The sequence below is a fragment of the Roseovarius sp. MS2 genome, assembly GCF_051447875.1.
GTDB lineage: Bacteria > Pseudomonadota > Alphaproteobacteria > Rhodobacterales > Rhodobacteraceae > Roseovarius > Roseovarius mucosus_A.
The window spans coordinates 4,158,478-4,172,439 of sequence record NZ_JBKHVF010000001.1 but is presented as its reverse complement, the minus strand read 5'-3'; the positions used below and the strand labels follow the sequence as shown (position 1 = coordinate 4,172,439).

The window sequence follows — 13,962 nt, the reverse complement described above, 5'->3', positions numbered from 1 at the left end:
CTCGTCAATCGCCAGAACCTGCGCGGCCTGGTCGCGCTCAACAACGAGGACTGACATGTCGTTCATCCAACGACTGGCAAAAGCGCTTGACTTCCCGAGGACGCGGACGAAGAGGCGGTTCTCGCCAAGATCACGTCAATGTCCACAGCGGCCGCGCAGAGCGCAACCATCGGCAAGATCGGCGTGGCGCTTGGCCTGCCCGAGGGGGCCGACGCCAATGCGGTGCTCAATGCCGCGCGCGAGCGTGCCACCACCGGTCAGGACGGCGATCTGATCACCGCCTTGCAGGCTGATTTGACCAAGGTCACGAGCGAACTCACGACGCTCAAGACTGACCGGCAGCGCGAGCGCGCGCAGGGTGTGGTCGATGCGGCCATGGCCGAGCGCCGCGCGGGCATCAATGCGACGTCGCGCGAGCGGATCGTGTCGATGCACATGAGCGATCCCGAGGGCACCGAGGCGTTTATCGCCGGGCTGCCCAAGCTGGAGGCCTCCGGCATGCATGTCGTGCCGCCTGCCTCAAAGGACGGCTCCGTGGCCCTCAACGCCGAACAGGCGCAGGTCGCGGCGCAGCTGGGCATTGCGCCCGAGGAATTCGCCAAGGCGCTTGCCGCTGAGCAGAAGGAGCTGACCCAATGACCGCACTGACCGCAGACCGCAACACCCCCCAGTCGATGGGTCCCCGCCGCGTGGGGCTGGTCGCCGCCGCGACCACGATCTTTGCCGGGGCGATGCTGATGCGCAACGCCACAGGCTTCCTCGTGGAAGGCCAGACCGCGACCGGCCTGATCGGCGTGGGCCGCGCGCAGGAATATGTCGACAACGCGGCCGGGGCGAATGGCGACATCCGGGTCGAGTTCGAGCCGGGCATCTTCCGGTACGAGAATTCGGCCGCCGCAGATGAAATCACCGAGGCCGACCTGGGCAAGGTGTGTTTCGCGGTCGATGACCAGACCGTCGCCAAGACGAGCGCCACAAACACCCGCTCCCCGCCGGGGTGGTGGATCACGTCGATGAGCTCGGCGTCTGGGTTCGTTTCGACGAAGCCCTCACCCGCGCCGCTGCAGCCTGACAGGAGACACTGAGATGATTATCAACACCGCCACGCTGAATGCGCTGCGCACCGGGTTCCGGCGCGAGTTCATGGGCGCTCTCGAGCAGGCCCCGACCCAACGGGAGCGCATCGCCACCACCGTGCCCTCGACCACACGCTCCAATACCTACGGCTGGCTGGGCAAGCTTCCCAACATGCGCGAATGGATGGGCGACCGCGTCGTGCATGGTCTCGCCGAGCACAACTACACCATCGTCAACAAGGATTACGAACTGACGGTCGGGGTCGACCGCAACGACATTCTTGACGACAATCTCGGCGTCTACGCGCCCATCATGCAGGAATTTGGCGACAGCGTTGCCGCCAAGCCGGACATGCTGGTCTTCGAGGCGCTCAAGGCTGGCTTCGTCAACACTTGCTACGACGGCCAGAACTTTTTCGATACCGACCACCCGGTCCTCGACGAGGATGGCAAGGAAGTTTCGGTCGCCAATACCGACGGCGGCTCTGGCACGCCGTGGTTCCTGATCGCGTCAGGCCGCCGCATCCGCCCGATCATCTTCCAGGAGCGCCAGCGCCCTGAGTTCGTCGCCATGGACAACGCCACCGACCCGGCAGTGTTCTCCAAGAAGGAATTCCAGTACGGCACCGACGCGCGCTGGAATGTGGGGTACGGCCTCTGGCAGATGGCGTGGGGCTCCAAGCAGACCCTCGACAAGGCCCATTACAAGACCGCCCGCGAGGCGCTGATGGGCATGAAGGGCGATTACGGCCGCCCGCTGGGCCTCACGCCCAACCTCCTTGTCGTGCCGCCCACGCTGGAGGGGCAGGCGCTCGAGCTGCTCAACGCAGAGCGGGACGCGGCCGGGGCCACCAACGTCTACCGCAACACGGCCGAACTGCTGGTCGTGCCGTGGCTGGCATAAGGGGTTTCTGAGATGACCGGCACCCCGCAGACCCGCGAAGAGATGGAGGTCCGGGCGCAGGCGCTCGGGCTCCAATACCCGGCAAATATCAAGGACGCGACCTTGGCGAAGAAGATCGCCGAGGCCGAGGCTAAAAAGCCGGGCACCGGGGAGAGTGTCGAAGGCGTCGTCACTCCGCCTCCGGCGGAGGGCGCTCCGGCCCCGGAAATCCAAAGCGAGAGCGGCCCGCTCGTGCTCGAGGTGACCGGTCCCGCGCAGGGCCGCCGCCGGATCGGGCGGCGCTTCACCCGCGAGCCGCAGGTCATACTCGCCGACGATCTGAGCGAGGCCGAGGCGGCCGCGCTGACCGGCGACGAGACGCTGACCATCCGCGCGTACCATTTGGCGCAGGACGAGGGCTGACCCGCGCACGCTCTGCCTGCCAGAGCCACCCCGGGCGGCCTTCCGCCGTCGGGACCCGCAAGGACAGGAGAGCTGAGACGTGCCCTACACCACCCTTGAAGAGCTTACGGATCGCTTTGGCACGCCGATGCTGGTGTCGTTGACCGACCGCGCCGAGGCCGCCACAGGCCTGATCGACGCGGACGTGGTGGCCTCTGCGCTGGCCGATACCGACGCGCTGATCGACGGCTATCTCAAGGCCCGCTACGTTCTGCCGCTGTCAGACGCGCAGCCCCTTGTCGCCGCAATTGCCCGCGATATCGCGATCTACAAGCTGCACACCTATGAGCCCGACGCCAAGATCACGGCCGACTACAAGCAGGCCCTCGCCAGTCTGAAGGATATTGCGGCAGGCACGGTGCAACTCAGCGCCGCAGGTGTTGTGCCGGCATCATCCGGCGGGGGTGAGGCCCGGGTAACGGACCGGCCGCGCCCGATGACCGGTGAAAATCTGAAAGGCTTCATCTGATGATCGACGATGTGATCACCCGGATCGAGGCTGAGGTGCCCGAGTTGGCAGGCCGGGTCGACGGCGGGCGCGCCTTTGTCGATCTGATCCGCTCGAAAAAGCTGCCCGCGCACTCGGTCGCGGCCTACGTCTTTCCCTCCGGCATTCAGGGCGGGCGCGCCGATGCCGCCTCGGGCGTCTACAGCCAGATGCTGACCTATCGCACAAGCGTGGTGATCTTCGTCCAGTCCTTTGATCGCACCGGGGCCACAGCCCTCGACAAGATCGACCAGTTCCTGATGCGTGTGGTGCGCGCCTTGGCGGGCTGGGCACCGGGCGACGAGGTCGGCGTGCACCGGTTCGAGCGCGGCCAGCTTATTGAGAGCGGGGCCGGTCGCCTCGCCTATCAGCTCGATTTCTCCATCGATGACCAACTGAGGATCCTCTCATGACCAATCTCCCCACCTCCGGCGGGTCTTACACCCGCGACGACAAGGGCGCGCTGAAGCCTGCCGGGTCTACCCCCAAGCCCGCGCCGAAACCCGAGAAGAAGGACGCTGAAAAATGAGCCGCCTCTGGAGACTCAAAGTACTGCTCGCCAAGCTCGAGACCACCTATGGCACCGACGCCGCCCCCACGGGTGGCGACGCAATCCTCGCCACCGATGTGCGCCTGTCGCCGATGCAGGGTCAGGACCTCGACCGCAATCTCGACACGCCGCATGGCGGCCCCACGGGCACGATCCCGGTCGATCTGCACCGCACGATCTCGTTCAAGGTCGAGCTGGCAGGCTCCGGCACCGCCGGAACAGCCCCCGCTGGGGCCGCCTCCTGCGCGCCTGTGGCTGCGCCGAGACCGTGACGGTGGCCACCTCCGTGGTCTACAACCGGGTCTATTCGAACCTCGAGAGCGTCACGCTGCACCTCAATATCGACGGCACGCTCTATGCCATGGTGGGCGTGCGCGGCACCGCCGCCTTTGACATCTCGGCCTCGGGCATTCCCTATATCGAGTTCGAGTTCACCGCGCTCTATGTGGCCCGGCAGACGTGGCGGTGCCCACGGCGGATTTCACCGGCATTCCCGATCCGCTCGCAGCCTCGGATGCCAACACGCCCGTCTTCACGATTGATGCGACCCCGCTCGTGATGCGCAATTTCAAGCTCACCCTCGCCAACCGCATCGAGGCGCAGTTCCTGATCGGTGAGGAGGAGGTGCTGCTCGACGGGCATGAAAACACCATCGAAGCGCGGGTGCGCGCGGTGGCGCTCTCCACCTTCAACCCGTTCACCATGGCCGCCACCCAAGAGAAGGTCGCGGTCGAGATCGAGCACGGCAAGAGCGCCGGAAACATCGTCAATATCGCGGCCCCGCGCGCCCAGATGCAGCGCCCCGAAGGGCTTGAGGACGGGCAAGGCCGCAAGGAATGGCCGCTGCGCCTTGTGCCCTTGCCCACCACCGCCACCGCCGCCGACCAGTGGACGATGACGCTCACCTGAGACGGTTCAACGCCCCTTCAGCGCCCCTTTGAAAGAGAGTTCACCCCCATGTTCAAGATCGACCAGACACCGACCTTCACCCACCGCGTCGAGATCAAGGTGCCCGCCAACGGCGGCCACGAGCTGCAGGATATGCAGGTCACGTTCCGCGTGCTGCCCGACGACGAAATTGAGGCTTTCGACATGCGCACCTCGCGCGGCGAGCGGGAGTTTCTGGCGGCGGCCGTGGTGGGCTTTGACGACGTCGAGGACGAGAAAGGTGCAAAGCTGCCCTATAGCGACGCCCTGCGCGACCGGCTGGTGGGCCTCGCCTATGTCCGCGTGGCGATGATCAACGCCTATTACGCGGCGCTGATGGGGAAACGGGTAAAAAACTGAAATGGGCCGGGCGGGCATGGGCGCGCGGCGACCTGATCGAGGATGACGAGGGGCGCGACCATGACGACGAGGCGGCGTTCTGGGCATCGACCCGGGCCAGCTCAATCGTGATCCGTCCGGCCCCGGCTCTGGTGTCTGGCCGCAGAATGTCCCGGCGCTGCGCGCCTTCCTCGCGGTCTGCAATCAATGGCGCACCGTCTCGGCCGGGCTCGCGGGCTTCCGCGTGGTGGGCCTCGACTACACGGCCGCGCGGGCGGGCCTGCGCATGAGCGGGATCAAGGTCACGCCTCAGCTTTGGGCCGAGGTGCAGGTGATCGAAGGCGCGGCCGTGGCCGCGATGCGGGAGAGCTGACATGACATTGGTCGCACGGGCCGAGATCCTCATGGACGCCGACCAGGCGAAGGCGGAGCTGCAGGCCACCGGCACCGCCGCCAAAGGAGCCGCCCAGGACATTCGCGGCGTGGGCACGCAAGGCGCTGCGGCCGCGCGCGGCGTGGGCCAGCTTGGGACTGCCGCCCGGACCTCGGCGACGGGTCTCACGACGGCCAGCAGCGCCGCCGAGGTCAACGCGGCGGCGACCCAGAAAGTGGCCTCGGCCAATCGCCTCGCTGCGGGCTCGATGGGCAATCTGGTGGCGCAGGGCAATGACGTCGTGCAAATGCTCATCGCCGGGCAGAACCCGCTGACGCTGGCCGTTCAGCAGGGCACCCAGATCACCCAAGTCATCGGCCCGCTCGGAGCGGCGGGCGCATTCCGGGCCTTGGGGGGCGCGGTCCTGTCGATGTTGAGCCCGATCAACCTGATCACCATCGGCGCACTGGCGGCGACGGCAGCCGTGGTCAATTGGTTCATGTCCGCCTCTGAAGAGGGCGAGACATTCGCAGATACGGTCGAGGCGCTGGAAACCCGCATAGACAGCCTGAAAGACAAGATCGCCGAGGCCTCGGCCACGCGGCTCGAATTGGCCGAGCGCTTTGGCGAAGGCTTCGTCGAGCGCGCGCAAGACATCCTTGACCGGATCGTCGAGGCCGAAAAGCGTGTGGCGCAGCGCGAGGCCACTGCGAGCATCAACAGTTTTATCGCGGAGAGCGGCGTCGATGTCGGTGCCGCGGTTGCGGCGCGTAACCAGAACCCGGCGGCGGCCACGGGATTTGAACTGGCAACCGACGGGCTGGAATTCGATGTCGCGCGCCAGTTTGAATTGACGGAGGGCCTGTTCGGTCGGCTCCGCGCCGGAAATCGCGCGCTTGTGCAGGAGTTCATCAATGACCTCGCGACGCTGAGCGAGGCGGCGTCCGGCACCTTGGAGGAACAGCTGGCGGCGCTTACGGCTGTCATTGAAAGCTACGACGCGCTGGCAGTGGCCTCTGGCGAGCGAAACGCGCAAGAAGACGCGCAGCTTCTGCTCCTCCGCCAGCAGCAAATTGAGCTCGCCCGTGTGATCGAGCTGCAAAAACAAGACCCCGCGCAGAACCGCCAGAACGAGGAAATGCTTGCCTTCCTCGAACTGGTAACCAAGGCCACCGGCGAGCAGCTCAAGGCCGAGGCGGCGGCGCAGGCGTTGCTCTCGACGATGACCGAGCAGAACGCGGTTGCCGAGGCAATCTTGCGCCATGGCGCGGACAGCGCCGAGGTGACGCGGCTGCGCGCCCAATTCGCCCTCGACGCCAAGCTCGCGGAGATCGAAGCCTCCGCCGCGAGTGAGACGACAAAGCAGGCCCTGCGCGATGCGGCACAAGCCGCTTTTGATCTCGCCACGGCTGATATGTCGGGGGCACTGGCTGCCGCCGCTAATGAGGCGGCACGCCTCTCTGACGAGGTGCGCCGCGCCGTGGACGGCATGTTCGATCTGGCAACCCAAGGCGAGCTTGATCTGGAGATCGCGCGCCTGCGCGTGCGCTTCAAAGACGATCCCGCGCGCATGGCAGAGGAAATCGCGGCCGAGCGTGCAGCGCGCCGGTTTGACGCGGAAACCGAGGCGCTGCGCAAGGATTTTGCCAATCCGGGCGAAGAGTCATTCCTGAATGTTCAAAGGCAGGCAGCCATTGACCGCGCAAGGGAGGCTGCACGTCTCAATGAACTGGCACGCCCCGCGCGCGGCGGATCGGGCGGCGGCGCGCGCGGTGGCGCGACCAATGCCACCTTGCGCGAGCAACAGGCGCTCGACCGGCTGATCGAGAGCAAGCGGCGCGAAATCGAGGCGCTGCGCGAAAGCGACCCGGTGCAACGCGAGATGATCCGCCTGCGCGAGCGCCTGACCGCCGCCACCCCCAAGCAGCGCGCTGAGATAGAGGCCCTTGTCGAGGCCCATGAGAACGAGCGCGTGGCGATGGAGCGCAAGGAGGAGTTTCGCGACGCGGTGGGCGACGTCCTGCTCGAAGCCGAAAGCCTGCGCGACGTCTGGAGCGGGATCGGCGACATGATCATCCGCGCGGCCAAGGAGGCGCTGATCCTTGGCTCCGGGCCTATGGGCGGCCTCTTCGGCGGCAGCGGCATCCTGGGCGGCCTGGTCAACGGCATTGGCGGCGGGCTTGGCGACCTCTTTGGTCTGTTCTCGGGCGGCTCGCTCCTGTCCTTCGCGGACGGAGGCCTGCCCGGCTTTGCCAGCGGCGGCGATCCGCGCGTGACACGCCCCGGCCTCCTTTTGGGCACGGGCACCGGCCGAGGCGACAAGATCCCGGCTTTCGTGAGCGCCGGGGAATTCATCATGACGGCCGAGGCCACAGCCCGCAACCGCGCGGTGCTCGAGGCCATGAACGCAGGAGCCATCATTCCCGGATTTGCCGGAGGCGGCCTCCCCCTGCCTGCGCAAGGGGCCGGTGCGGCGCAGGCCTCGGGTCGCGCGGGGGCGTCGGGCGACGGTATCACGCGCCTGCGGATTGAGCCTTCGGAGCTTTTCCGCGTCGTGGCCGAAGAGCGCGCACGCTCCGTGGCAGTCGAAGTGGTCGACGGCTTTGCAAATGAAGAACTGCCGGGCCGGGTCGAAGCGATCCGGCGCGATCCATTGGGGAGAGGATGATGGCGGTACAGGATTGGCCCCTTCCGGTCACGGGTTTCTTTGACCTTTTGGGTATCGAGGAGGCCACGTTTTTCCTCAGCGGCGAGAGCACCAATTCGGTCACCGCCGGGGGCGAGGTCATCGTGCATCGGCGCGGCGCGCGGCTTTGGCAGGGCGAGGTGGTGTTGGGCAAATCCGAGCCTGACGTTATCGCCGCCCAAGATACGCTGATCGAAAGCCTGCTTGAGCCGGGCGCATCCTTCATGATCTACGACCGTCGCCAGCTCGCGCCGCAAGACCCCGGCTATCCGGCGGGCGTCAACTGGGGCGCACAACCCGTTACGATCAAGAGCCTTGTCCCCGGTAACCGGGAACTGAGCCTTCAGGGCCTGCCGCCGAACTTTACCCTGCGGCGGGGGCAAAAGATCGGCTTTCAATATCTGGCAAGCCCCGTGCGCTTTGCTGTCCACCGGGTCATGAACGCCACGGTTACGGCGGATAGCACCGGGGCCACCGCCCGGTTCGAGGTCTCGCCCTTTATCCGCCCCGGAGTGGTGGTCGGGGCCTCGGTGGTCCTTGATCGCCCGCAGGTGCGCGCAAAGCTGCTCAGCTTCAAGCCGGGGCCGGGCCGATCACGGCGTACCGAGGGCGGCAGCTTCAGCTGGCAGCAAACGCTGGGAGGCGGCGTATGAGCTTCGACCTTGCCCAGACGGATCAGTTCGACGAGCGCAGCGGCACCGATGCCCATATCCTCGTTCTGATCGAGCCGCGCGACCGGATCACGGGTGAGATCGTGCCCATGGGGCTCTGGACCGGGGACGATCACCAGACCTTTACCGTCGACGGCGAAACCCATCTCTTTCGGGGCGCGGGCAACGTGATCGAGGTCCCGCCGATCCGCGCAGGCATCGGCCTTGAGGTGCGCCGCCACCGCGTGATCCTGCCGCCGATGACGGATGAGGCCAAGCTGGCGCTGCAGGTTTATCAGGCGGCGCAGGCGCGGGTGCGGGTCTGGTCGCAGCCGCTCGATATCTACACCGGTGCGCCGCTCGGGACGCCACATCGCGTGATCAAGGGGCGTCTCGAGACGGCACCCGAGAACTTGGCCAAGCTCGGCGATCAATCTCGCACAGAGCTTGTGATTTCATCTGCCACGCGCCCGCTCACCTTCCGCCAGCCGCTCTTCAAATCCGATGCCGCACAGCGGCTGCGCGACCCGTCCGACCGTTTCCGCGAACATGCCGCCAGCATCGCCGACCGCCCGATCCCTTGGGGTCAAGAGACGGTCGTGACCGAGCGCCCGTCGCCGCCGCCGCCGCCCAGTCGAGAGGAAAGAAGTAAATGACCGACCGCGCGCTTCTCCTGCGGCAGTTTCTTGACGCGCGGCGCAAGGAGCCATTCCGCCCGAGCCTGTCCGACTGTGCCATGTTCGCAGCCGACTGGATTGCAGAGCTGACCGGCTCTGATCCGGCGGCCCAGTGGCGCGGCCGCTACAGCTCACTGGACGAAGGTCGTGCGCTTCTCTTGTCGGACGGCTTTGCCACTCCCGCCGAGGTTCTGGCACTGATCCTCGTCAAGGACGCAGGCTGGATGCAGGCGCAGACCGGCGATGTCGCCGTGCTGATCGAGGCGGGCGAGGAGGCTATGGGCATCGTCGGCGGCGGGCATATCCATGTGCTGCGCCCCCTGCGGGGCCTGGGCGCGGTGCCGCTTGATCGCGCCGTCAGGATTTACCGCCCATGAGACTGCTCGCATGGATCACGGCGCTCCTGCTGACCTCTACCGCCCCGGCCTCGGCCGGGCCGGTCGCGGCGCTGGTGGCGACAGTTTTCGCCGGAATTACGGTCAAGGCCGTTGCCCTTTTTGCCCTGCGCCTCTTTGCCGGGGTCGGCCTCTCGATCCTGCAACAGCGCCGCGCCCGGCGGGGGCGCAACACGGCATTCGGGCTGCAAGTAACCGCCACCACACGCGGCGAGTTGGAGAGCGAGACGACGATCTCCGGCTTCTACGCCACCAAGGGGCATCTGATCTATCACAACAGCCACGGCCCCAATAACAAGTATTACCAGACCGTGATCGAGCTGGGCGGCCTGCCCCGTGCCGCCTTCAGCCGCGTGATGGTGGACGGCGTCTATTCCGAGCTTGGTGATGAGGAGCATCCCGACTACGGCTTCCCGCTCATCGCCAAGCGCGATCTCGGCGCCGATTTCGCTTGGATCCGGGTCTACGACGGCACCCAAACTGCCGCCGATCCGACGCTTGTTGCGAACTATGCCGAGGATCCGGAAACGCCCTGGACCGAAGCCCATGTCGGGCGGGGCATTCCTTATGCCATTCTCACGATGGAAGTGAGCTCAAAGGTCTGGCCCAATGGCGCGCCGGAGCAACGCTACGAAGAATACGGCGTGCCCTATTACGACCTGCGCCGCGACAGCACCGCCGGAGGCACCGGGCCGCAACGCTGGGAGGATCCCGCCACCTGGGAGCCCACGCGCAACCCGGTGGTCCAGATCTACGGCATCCTGCGCGGCGTTGATCTTTATGACGGATCCGTTTGGGGCGGCGAGGCCGAGGCCGAAGACCTGCCCGGCTGGAACTGGGTGCCCGCAATGAATGCCTGCGACGTGGACGTGGACGGTCGCCGGAAATACGAGGCGGGCTATGAGATCAAATTCGCCGAGGATACGCCCGGCGAGGTGATCGACGAGCTGCTCGCCGCCTGCAACGGGCAGATCGCCGAGTTCGGGGGCTTCTTTTATATTCAGGTCGACGTCCCCGATATGCCCGTGGCCACCATTACCGACGACGATCTGTTGGTGACCGACGCCGCGACCAAGGACCCGTTTCCCGAACTGCTGGAGATCTTCAACCGCGTCACCGCCAAATACGTCTCGCCCGGCGCGCTCTGGAATGGCGTGCCGCTCGAACAGATCAGCAACCCCGCATGGCAAGCCGAAGACGGCATTGTGCGCAACTTCGAGATGGACCTGCCCGCCGTCTTCAATGCCGCGCAGGGGAACCAGCTGGCCAAATCCGCGCTCGAGGATCATCGCCGCTGGCGGCGGCATGCTTGGCCGCTGCCGCCCGATTATGCCGGGCTGCGCCCGCTCAACACCGTCTCGGTGACAAGCGCGTGGAACGACTATGCGGACAAGCTCTTTGAAGTCACCGAGATCGTGCTCGATCTGCACCGCCTGACCGTCGTGGCCTCGCTGCGCGAACGCGATCCGGAGGATTTCGAGATCGATGCGGCGCTCGAGATCCCCGACCGCAGCTCGATCCCGCCCCGCGCGGTGCCGAGCGACGCAGGCCTACCGCTCTTTGATGCCGCCGCGCGCACTGTCACGAATGCAGAAGGCACCCGTGCCCATGCCGTCGTCGACGTCTTCTGGGACGCCTCGGGTATCGCCGAGACCATCAAGGGCATCGCCATCGAATGCCAAAAGCGCGAGACCGAAGAGGAGGTCTGGAGCGTCACTGTGCTCGATGTCGAGCGGGGCCTTGCGACCATCCAGCCGGTGCCGCCCCTCACCAACCTGCGCGTGCGTGCCAAGGCGCTGTCCGACAATCGCCGGGGGACATGGTCGGCTTGGATTTGGGTGACCACGGATGACGTGCGCATCGCGGCGGCCGACCTCAGCGATACGTTGCGCGACCAGTTTGACGCGGCCTTTGCCCTGACCCAATCGCGCCTGGGCGAGGATGGTATTCCGCCGAGCGTCGCCGATCTTTTCGACCGCATCGAGCAGGTGATCGCCCCCATTGGCGTGGCCGACGTGCCGGAGGTGCCGCATGTGGCGCGGCTCGACGGCGCGCTGCTGACAGAGGCGCAGGCGCGCGCCGGGGACGTGCTTTCCGTCGCAGGGGGCGTTCGCGCGGCGCGGGACCGTATCAAATCCTCGGCGCAACTGGCGCTTGAGGCCACCGCGCGGGACTTTCTGGCGCGCGACGAGGTGCGCACCGCACTGGTGGCGGAGATCGAGGGCGCACGGGCCGAGGCCTCGGCGGCGCTCACCGTGCTGGCCGACGGGCAGGCGCAGATCGCGCAGTCAGTCCAGACGCTTCAGACCACGACCGCCGATACCGCAGCCCTTGCCCAGACCGTCGACCAGGCGCGGATCGACGGCGATGACGCGCTGGCCAATCAGATCGCGCTCCTCTCCGTGGGCACGGTCACACAGTTCGACGCCGCCGCAGTCTGGTATTGGGATGCAGACGCGGAAGGGTGGACCGGCGTCACCGCCGCCCCAAGCGTCACCTCTGACGGCTGGCTTGCGCCCGCCTCGGGCAGCGGTGCGGTATCGCCCGCTGGCCTCGCTATCCCCACTCAGACCTATCGACAGCTGCGCGCCCGGTTGCGACGCAGCGGCGCGCCAACATGGGCGGCGCAATTCTGGTGGGCCGCAACTGGGCAGGCGTTTGACGCCGTGCGCCGCGTCGACGTGGCCGAGCCGGAATGGGCGGAGGACGTGGCACTCCTCACGGTCGATCTGGCGTGGTCTGGCACCGTGGACCGCGTGCGGCTGGACCTGCCCGCAGGCGCCGAGATTGACTGGTTGGCCATCGGTCGCCCTGCGCCGGGCGCGTCAAGCGCCGACCTGACCGCCGAACGATCTGCCCGCATCGCGCAGGGGTTAGCACTGGCCGAGGATATCACGGCGCTCGGCTCCGAACTTACCGATCTAGAGGGGCTTGCCACGGGCACGGCGGATGCACTGACCGAGACCAACGCCCGCGTCACCGAGACCGAAGCAGGCGTCGCCACGCTGACCGACGCGGCCACGGCGCTGACCGGCGAGATCGCCGACCTCGAAACCGGCCTCAATCTGGTGGGCGATGCCGTGGACACACTGTCTGTGCGCACCGAACAGCTTGAAGGCGGCGAGCGGGCGCAATCCAACGCCACCCGCGCCGTGCGCTCCCGGCTCAAGCTCACGGGCGCGCAGTCCGTCGAAGGGGCCGCACGCGCGATCCTTGACGGGATTGCGGCGCGCGAGGTGGTGGCGCAGGCGGCCCAAGACCTCAACTCTCGGATAGACCTGACCGAGGATCAAATCCGCATCGTCGCGGCGGCTGTCACTTTGGTGCAGGCGGCCATTCCGGGGCTGGCGACGGCAAATGCTCTGGACGTGCTAACCGCCGAGGTCACAGATATTGGCGGCGCTCTGGCTTCCGTCGCCACGCGCACCTCTACGGTTGAGAGCGCCCTCGATACGCCCGAAACCGGGCTGTTCGCGCGGGTTTCAAACGTCGAGGGCGCGTACGTGACCGCGGAGCAGGCGGTGGCGGCGGTGAGCCAGATTGTCAGCGCCAGATACGCCGATTTTGCTGCGCTGGCCGAGGCCACCGCCTTTGCCGAGGCGACGGCGGACGGGATTTCGGCGGGTTACGTGATCCGGCTGAATGAGGCGGGCGTGTTCGAGGCGGTCAGCGTCAGCGATGGAACCGTTGAAGGGACAAAGATCACGGGTCGCTGGTCCGGCGACTATCTGCGCCTTGACGGCGACGTCGAGGTGACGGGCGATTTTCTGGCGAACAAGATTTTATCCGAAGAGGCTGTTGTCGGGCGGCTGACGGTGACTGAGGAAATCATTGGGCTAGACGCCGTGGGCAGTATCAGCAATACGAGGCGCTCGACCGACAGCGGCGGCTTGGGCACCTCTTACAGCACGGTCCTGACCCATGTTGCAAATCACAAGAACCGCCAGGCCGATAAAAACCTGATCCTTTTTTGCCGGATGCAGATCGAGGGTAGTGCAGCAGCGGCGGGCAATGTTCTTGAATACCGCGTTCTGCGCAACGGCGTGCTGATGTCAGGCGTGCCGCCCCTTAAGCGCGATGTGCGCCCCGGAGAAATGGTGCAGGAGTTTTTCGGGATCAAGCAGCGCACCACGTCGGACGCGGCCAGCACGACCTACACGCTCGAAGCGCGGGTTGCAACCAACGGCGCGGGCATCGCTGCGGTCACGATCAACACCGGCACAGAGATGTGGGCCGAAGAGAAATCAATCGCGGGGCTAGTGTGATGGACGACATTCGCCGGATCCGAAACCAACTGCTGGCCGCGTCAGATTGGACGCAGATGCCTGACGCCCCGCTTGGGCCGGAAACGCGGGAGGCTTGGGCCGCCTACCGCCGGGCGCTTCGCGACGTGACCGAGGGGGTGACTGACCCCGCCCAAATCAACTGGCCTCTGCGGCCGGATCAACAGGAGTGAC

The 13,962-nt window shown here is 66.5% G+C and carries 16 protein-coding genes and 1 pseudogene; all 17 read left to right on the top strand.

Annotated elements, in window-relative coordinates; translation table 11 throughout:
- Positions 1-102: 102 nt before the first annotated feature.
- Positions 103-639, top strand: a pseudogene (locus ACLGGT_RS20400) (phage protease); the annotation flags it as partial.
- The gene (locus tag ACLGGT_RS20395; RefSeq protein WP_437197380.1) at positions 636-1,085 is read left to right on the top strand and encodes a hypothetical protein; all 450 of its coding nucleotides are present in this window, start codon (positions 636-638) and stop codon (positions 1,083-1,085) included. The pseudogene ACLGGT_RS20400 and the gene ACLGGT_RS20395, both read left to right, overlap by 4 nt.
- A 1-nt stretch (position 1,086) precedes the next feature.
- Complete coding sequence (locus ACLGGT_RS20390) at positions 1,087-1,980, top strand: Mu-like prophage major head subunit gpT family protein (protein ID WP_437195547.1); 894 nt, start codon at positions 1,087-1,089, stop codon at positions 1,978-1,980.
- Between the two features lie 12 nt (positions 1,981-1,992).
- Entirely contained in the window at positions 1,993-2,382 is a 390-nt protein-coding gene (locus ACLGGT_RS20385; protein ID WP_437196619.1) for a hypothetical protein, read from the top strand.
- Positions 2,383-2,461: 79 nt separating this feature from the next.
- Positions 2,462-2,890, top strand: coding sequence for a gp436 family protein (locus tag ACLGGT_RS20380; protein ID WP_437195551.1), 429 nt, complete (start codon positions 2,462-2,464; stop codon positions 2,888-2,890).
- Entirely contained in the window at positions 2,890-3,321 is a 432-nt protein-coding gene (locus ACLGGT_RS20375; protein WP_437195552.1) for a phage tail terminator protein, read from the top strand. The genes ACLGGT_RS20380 and ACLGGT_RS20375 overlap by 1 nt, the downstream gene beginning before the upstream one ends.
- A 112-nt stretch (positions 3,322-3,433) precedes the next feature.
- Positions 3,434-3,730 carry a hypothetical protein gene (locus ACLGGT_RS20370; protein WP_437197379.1) on the top strand — a complete coding sequence of 99 codons (297 nt, stop codon included), beginning with the start codon at positions 3,434-3,436 and terminating at the stop codon, positions 3,728-3,730.
- A gap of 2 nt (positions 3,731-3,732) precedes the next feature.
- The gene (locus tag ACLGGT_RS20365; protein ID WP_437197378.1) at positions 3,733-4,017 is read left to right on the top strand and encodes a hypothetical protein; all 285 of its coding nucleotides are present in this window, start codon (positions 3,733-3,735) and stop codon (positions 4,015-4,017) included.
- Complete coding sequence (locus ACLGGT_RS20360) at positions 3,918-4,367, top strand: hypothetical protein (RefSeq protein WP_437197377.1); 450 nt, start codon at positions 3,918-3,920, stop codon at positions 4,365-4,367. Before ACLGGT_RS20365 ends, ACLGGT_RS20360 begins: the two co-directional genes overlap by 100 nt.
- 48 nt (positions 4,368-4,415) lie before the next feature.
- The gene (locus ACLGGT_RS20355) at positions 4,416-4,745 is read left to right on the top strand and encodes a hypothetical protein (RefSeq protein ID WP_437195555.1); all 330 of its coding nucleotides are present in this window, start codon (positions 4,416-4,418) and stop codon (positions 4,743-4,745) included.
- A 79-nt stretch (positions 4,746-4,824) separates the two neighbouring features.
- Positions 4,825-5,097: a DUF1799 domain-containing protein gene (locus ACLGGT_RS20350; RefSeq protein WP_437197432.1), complete on the top strand. Its 273-nt coding sequence runs from the start codon at positions 4,825-4,827 to the stop codon at positions 5,095-5,097.
- 1 nt (position 5,098) lies between these two features.
- On the top strand, positions 5,099-7,765 hold the full coding sequence (locus ACLGGT_RS20345) for a phage tail length tape measure family protein (RefSeq protein WP_437196623.1): 2,667 nt from the start codon (positions 5,099-5,101) through the stop codon (positions 7,763-7,765).
- On the top strand, positions 7,765-8,436 hold the full coding sequence (locus ACLGGT_RS20340) for a hypothetical protein (protein ID WP_437196625.1): 672 nt from the start codon (positions 7,765-7,767) through the stop codon (positions 8,434-8,436). Before ACLGGT_RS20345 ends, ACLGGT_RS20340 begins: the two co-directional genes overlap by 1 nt.
- The gene (locus ACLGGT_RS20335) at positions 8,433-9,089 is read left to right on the top strand and encodes a hypothetical protein (RefSeq protein WP_437196626.1); all 657 of its coding nucleotides are present in this window, start codon (positions 8,433-8,435) and stop codon (positions 9,087-9,089) included. The genes ACLGGT_RS20340 and ACLGGT_RS20335 overlap by 4 nt, the downstream gene beginning before the upstream one ends.
- Entirely contained in the window at positions 9,086-9,487 is a 402-nt protein-coding gene (locus ACLGGT_RS20330) for a DUF6950 family protein (RefSeq protein WP_437196628.1), read from the top strand. Before ACLGGT_RS20335 ends, ACLGGT_RS20330 begins: the two co-directional genes overlap by 4 nt.
- Positions 9,484-13,770 (top strand): hypothetical protein, encoded by a 4,287-nt coding sequence (locus tag ACLGGT_RS20325; protein ID WP_437196630.1) that lies wholly within the window; start codon positions 9,484-9,486, stop codon positions 13,768-13,770. The genes ACLGGT_RS20330 and ACLGGT_RS20325 overlap by 4 nt, the downstream gene beginning before the upstream one ends.
- Positions 13,770-13,961, top strand: coding sequence for a tail fiber assembly protein (locus ACLGGT_RS20320; RefSeq protein ID WP_437196632.1), 192 nt, complete (start codon positions 13,770-13,772; stop codon positions 13,959-13,961). The genes ACLGGT_RS20325 and ACLGGT_RS20320 overlap by 1 nt, the downstream gene beginning before the upstream one ends.
- The last annotated feature ends 1 nt before the right edge of the window (position 13,962 follow it).

Bases quoted from the DNA above. Each gene is read 5' to 3' on its own strand.
- ACLGGT_RS20355 (WP_437195555.1), top strand. From the start codon at position 4,416: ATGTTCAAGATCGACCAGACACCGACCTTCACCCACCGCGTCGAGATC.
- ACLGGT_RS20375 (WP_437195552.1), top strand. From the start codon at position 2,890: ATGATCGACGATGTGATCACCCGGATCGAGGCTGAGGTGCCCGAGTTG.
- ACLGGT_RS20390 (WP_437195547.1), top strand. From the start codon at position 1,087: ATGATTATCAACACCGCCACGCTGAATGCGCTGCGCACCGGGTTCCGG.
- ACLGGT_RS20395 (WP_437197380.1), top strand. From the start codon at position 636: ATGACCGCACTGACCGCAGACCGCAACACCCCCCAGTCGATGGGTCCC.
- ACLGGT_RS20370 (WP_437197379.1), top strand. From the start codon at position 3,434: ATGAGCCGCCTCTGGAGACTCAAAGTACTGCTCGCCAAGCTCGAGACC.
- ACLGGT_RS20385 (WP_437196619.1), top strand. From the start codon at position 1,993: ATGACCGGCACCCCGCAGACCCGCGAAGAGATGGAGGTCCGGGCGCAG.
- ACLGGT_RS20345 (WP_437196623.1), top strand. From the start codon at position 5,099: ATGACATTGGTCGCACGGGCCGAGATCCTCATGGACGCCGACCAGGCG.
- ACLGGT_RS20320 (WP_437196632.1), top strand. From the start codon at position 13,770: ATGGACGACATTCGCCGGATCCGAAACCAACTGCTGGCCGCGTCAGAT.
- ACLGGT_RS20330 (WP_437196628.1), top strand. From the start codon at position 9,086: ATGACCGACCGCGCGCTTCTCCTGCGGCAGTTTCTTGACGCGCGGCGC.
- ACLGGT_RS20340 (WP_437196625.1), top strand. From the start codon at position 7,765: ATGGCGGTACAGGATTGGCCCCTTCCGGTCACGGGTTTCTTTGACCTT.
- ACLGGT_RS20325 (WP_437196630.1), top strand. From the start codon at position 9,484: ATGAGACTGCTCGCATGGATCACGGCGCTCCTGCTGACCTCTACCGCC.
- ACLGGT_RS20335 (WP_437196626.1), top strand. From the start codon at position 8,433: ATGAGCTTCGACCTTGCCCAGACGGATCAGTTCGACGAGCGCAGCGGC.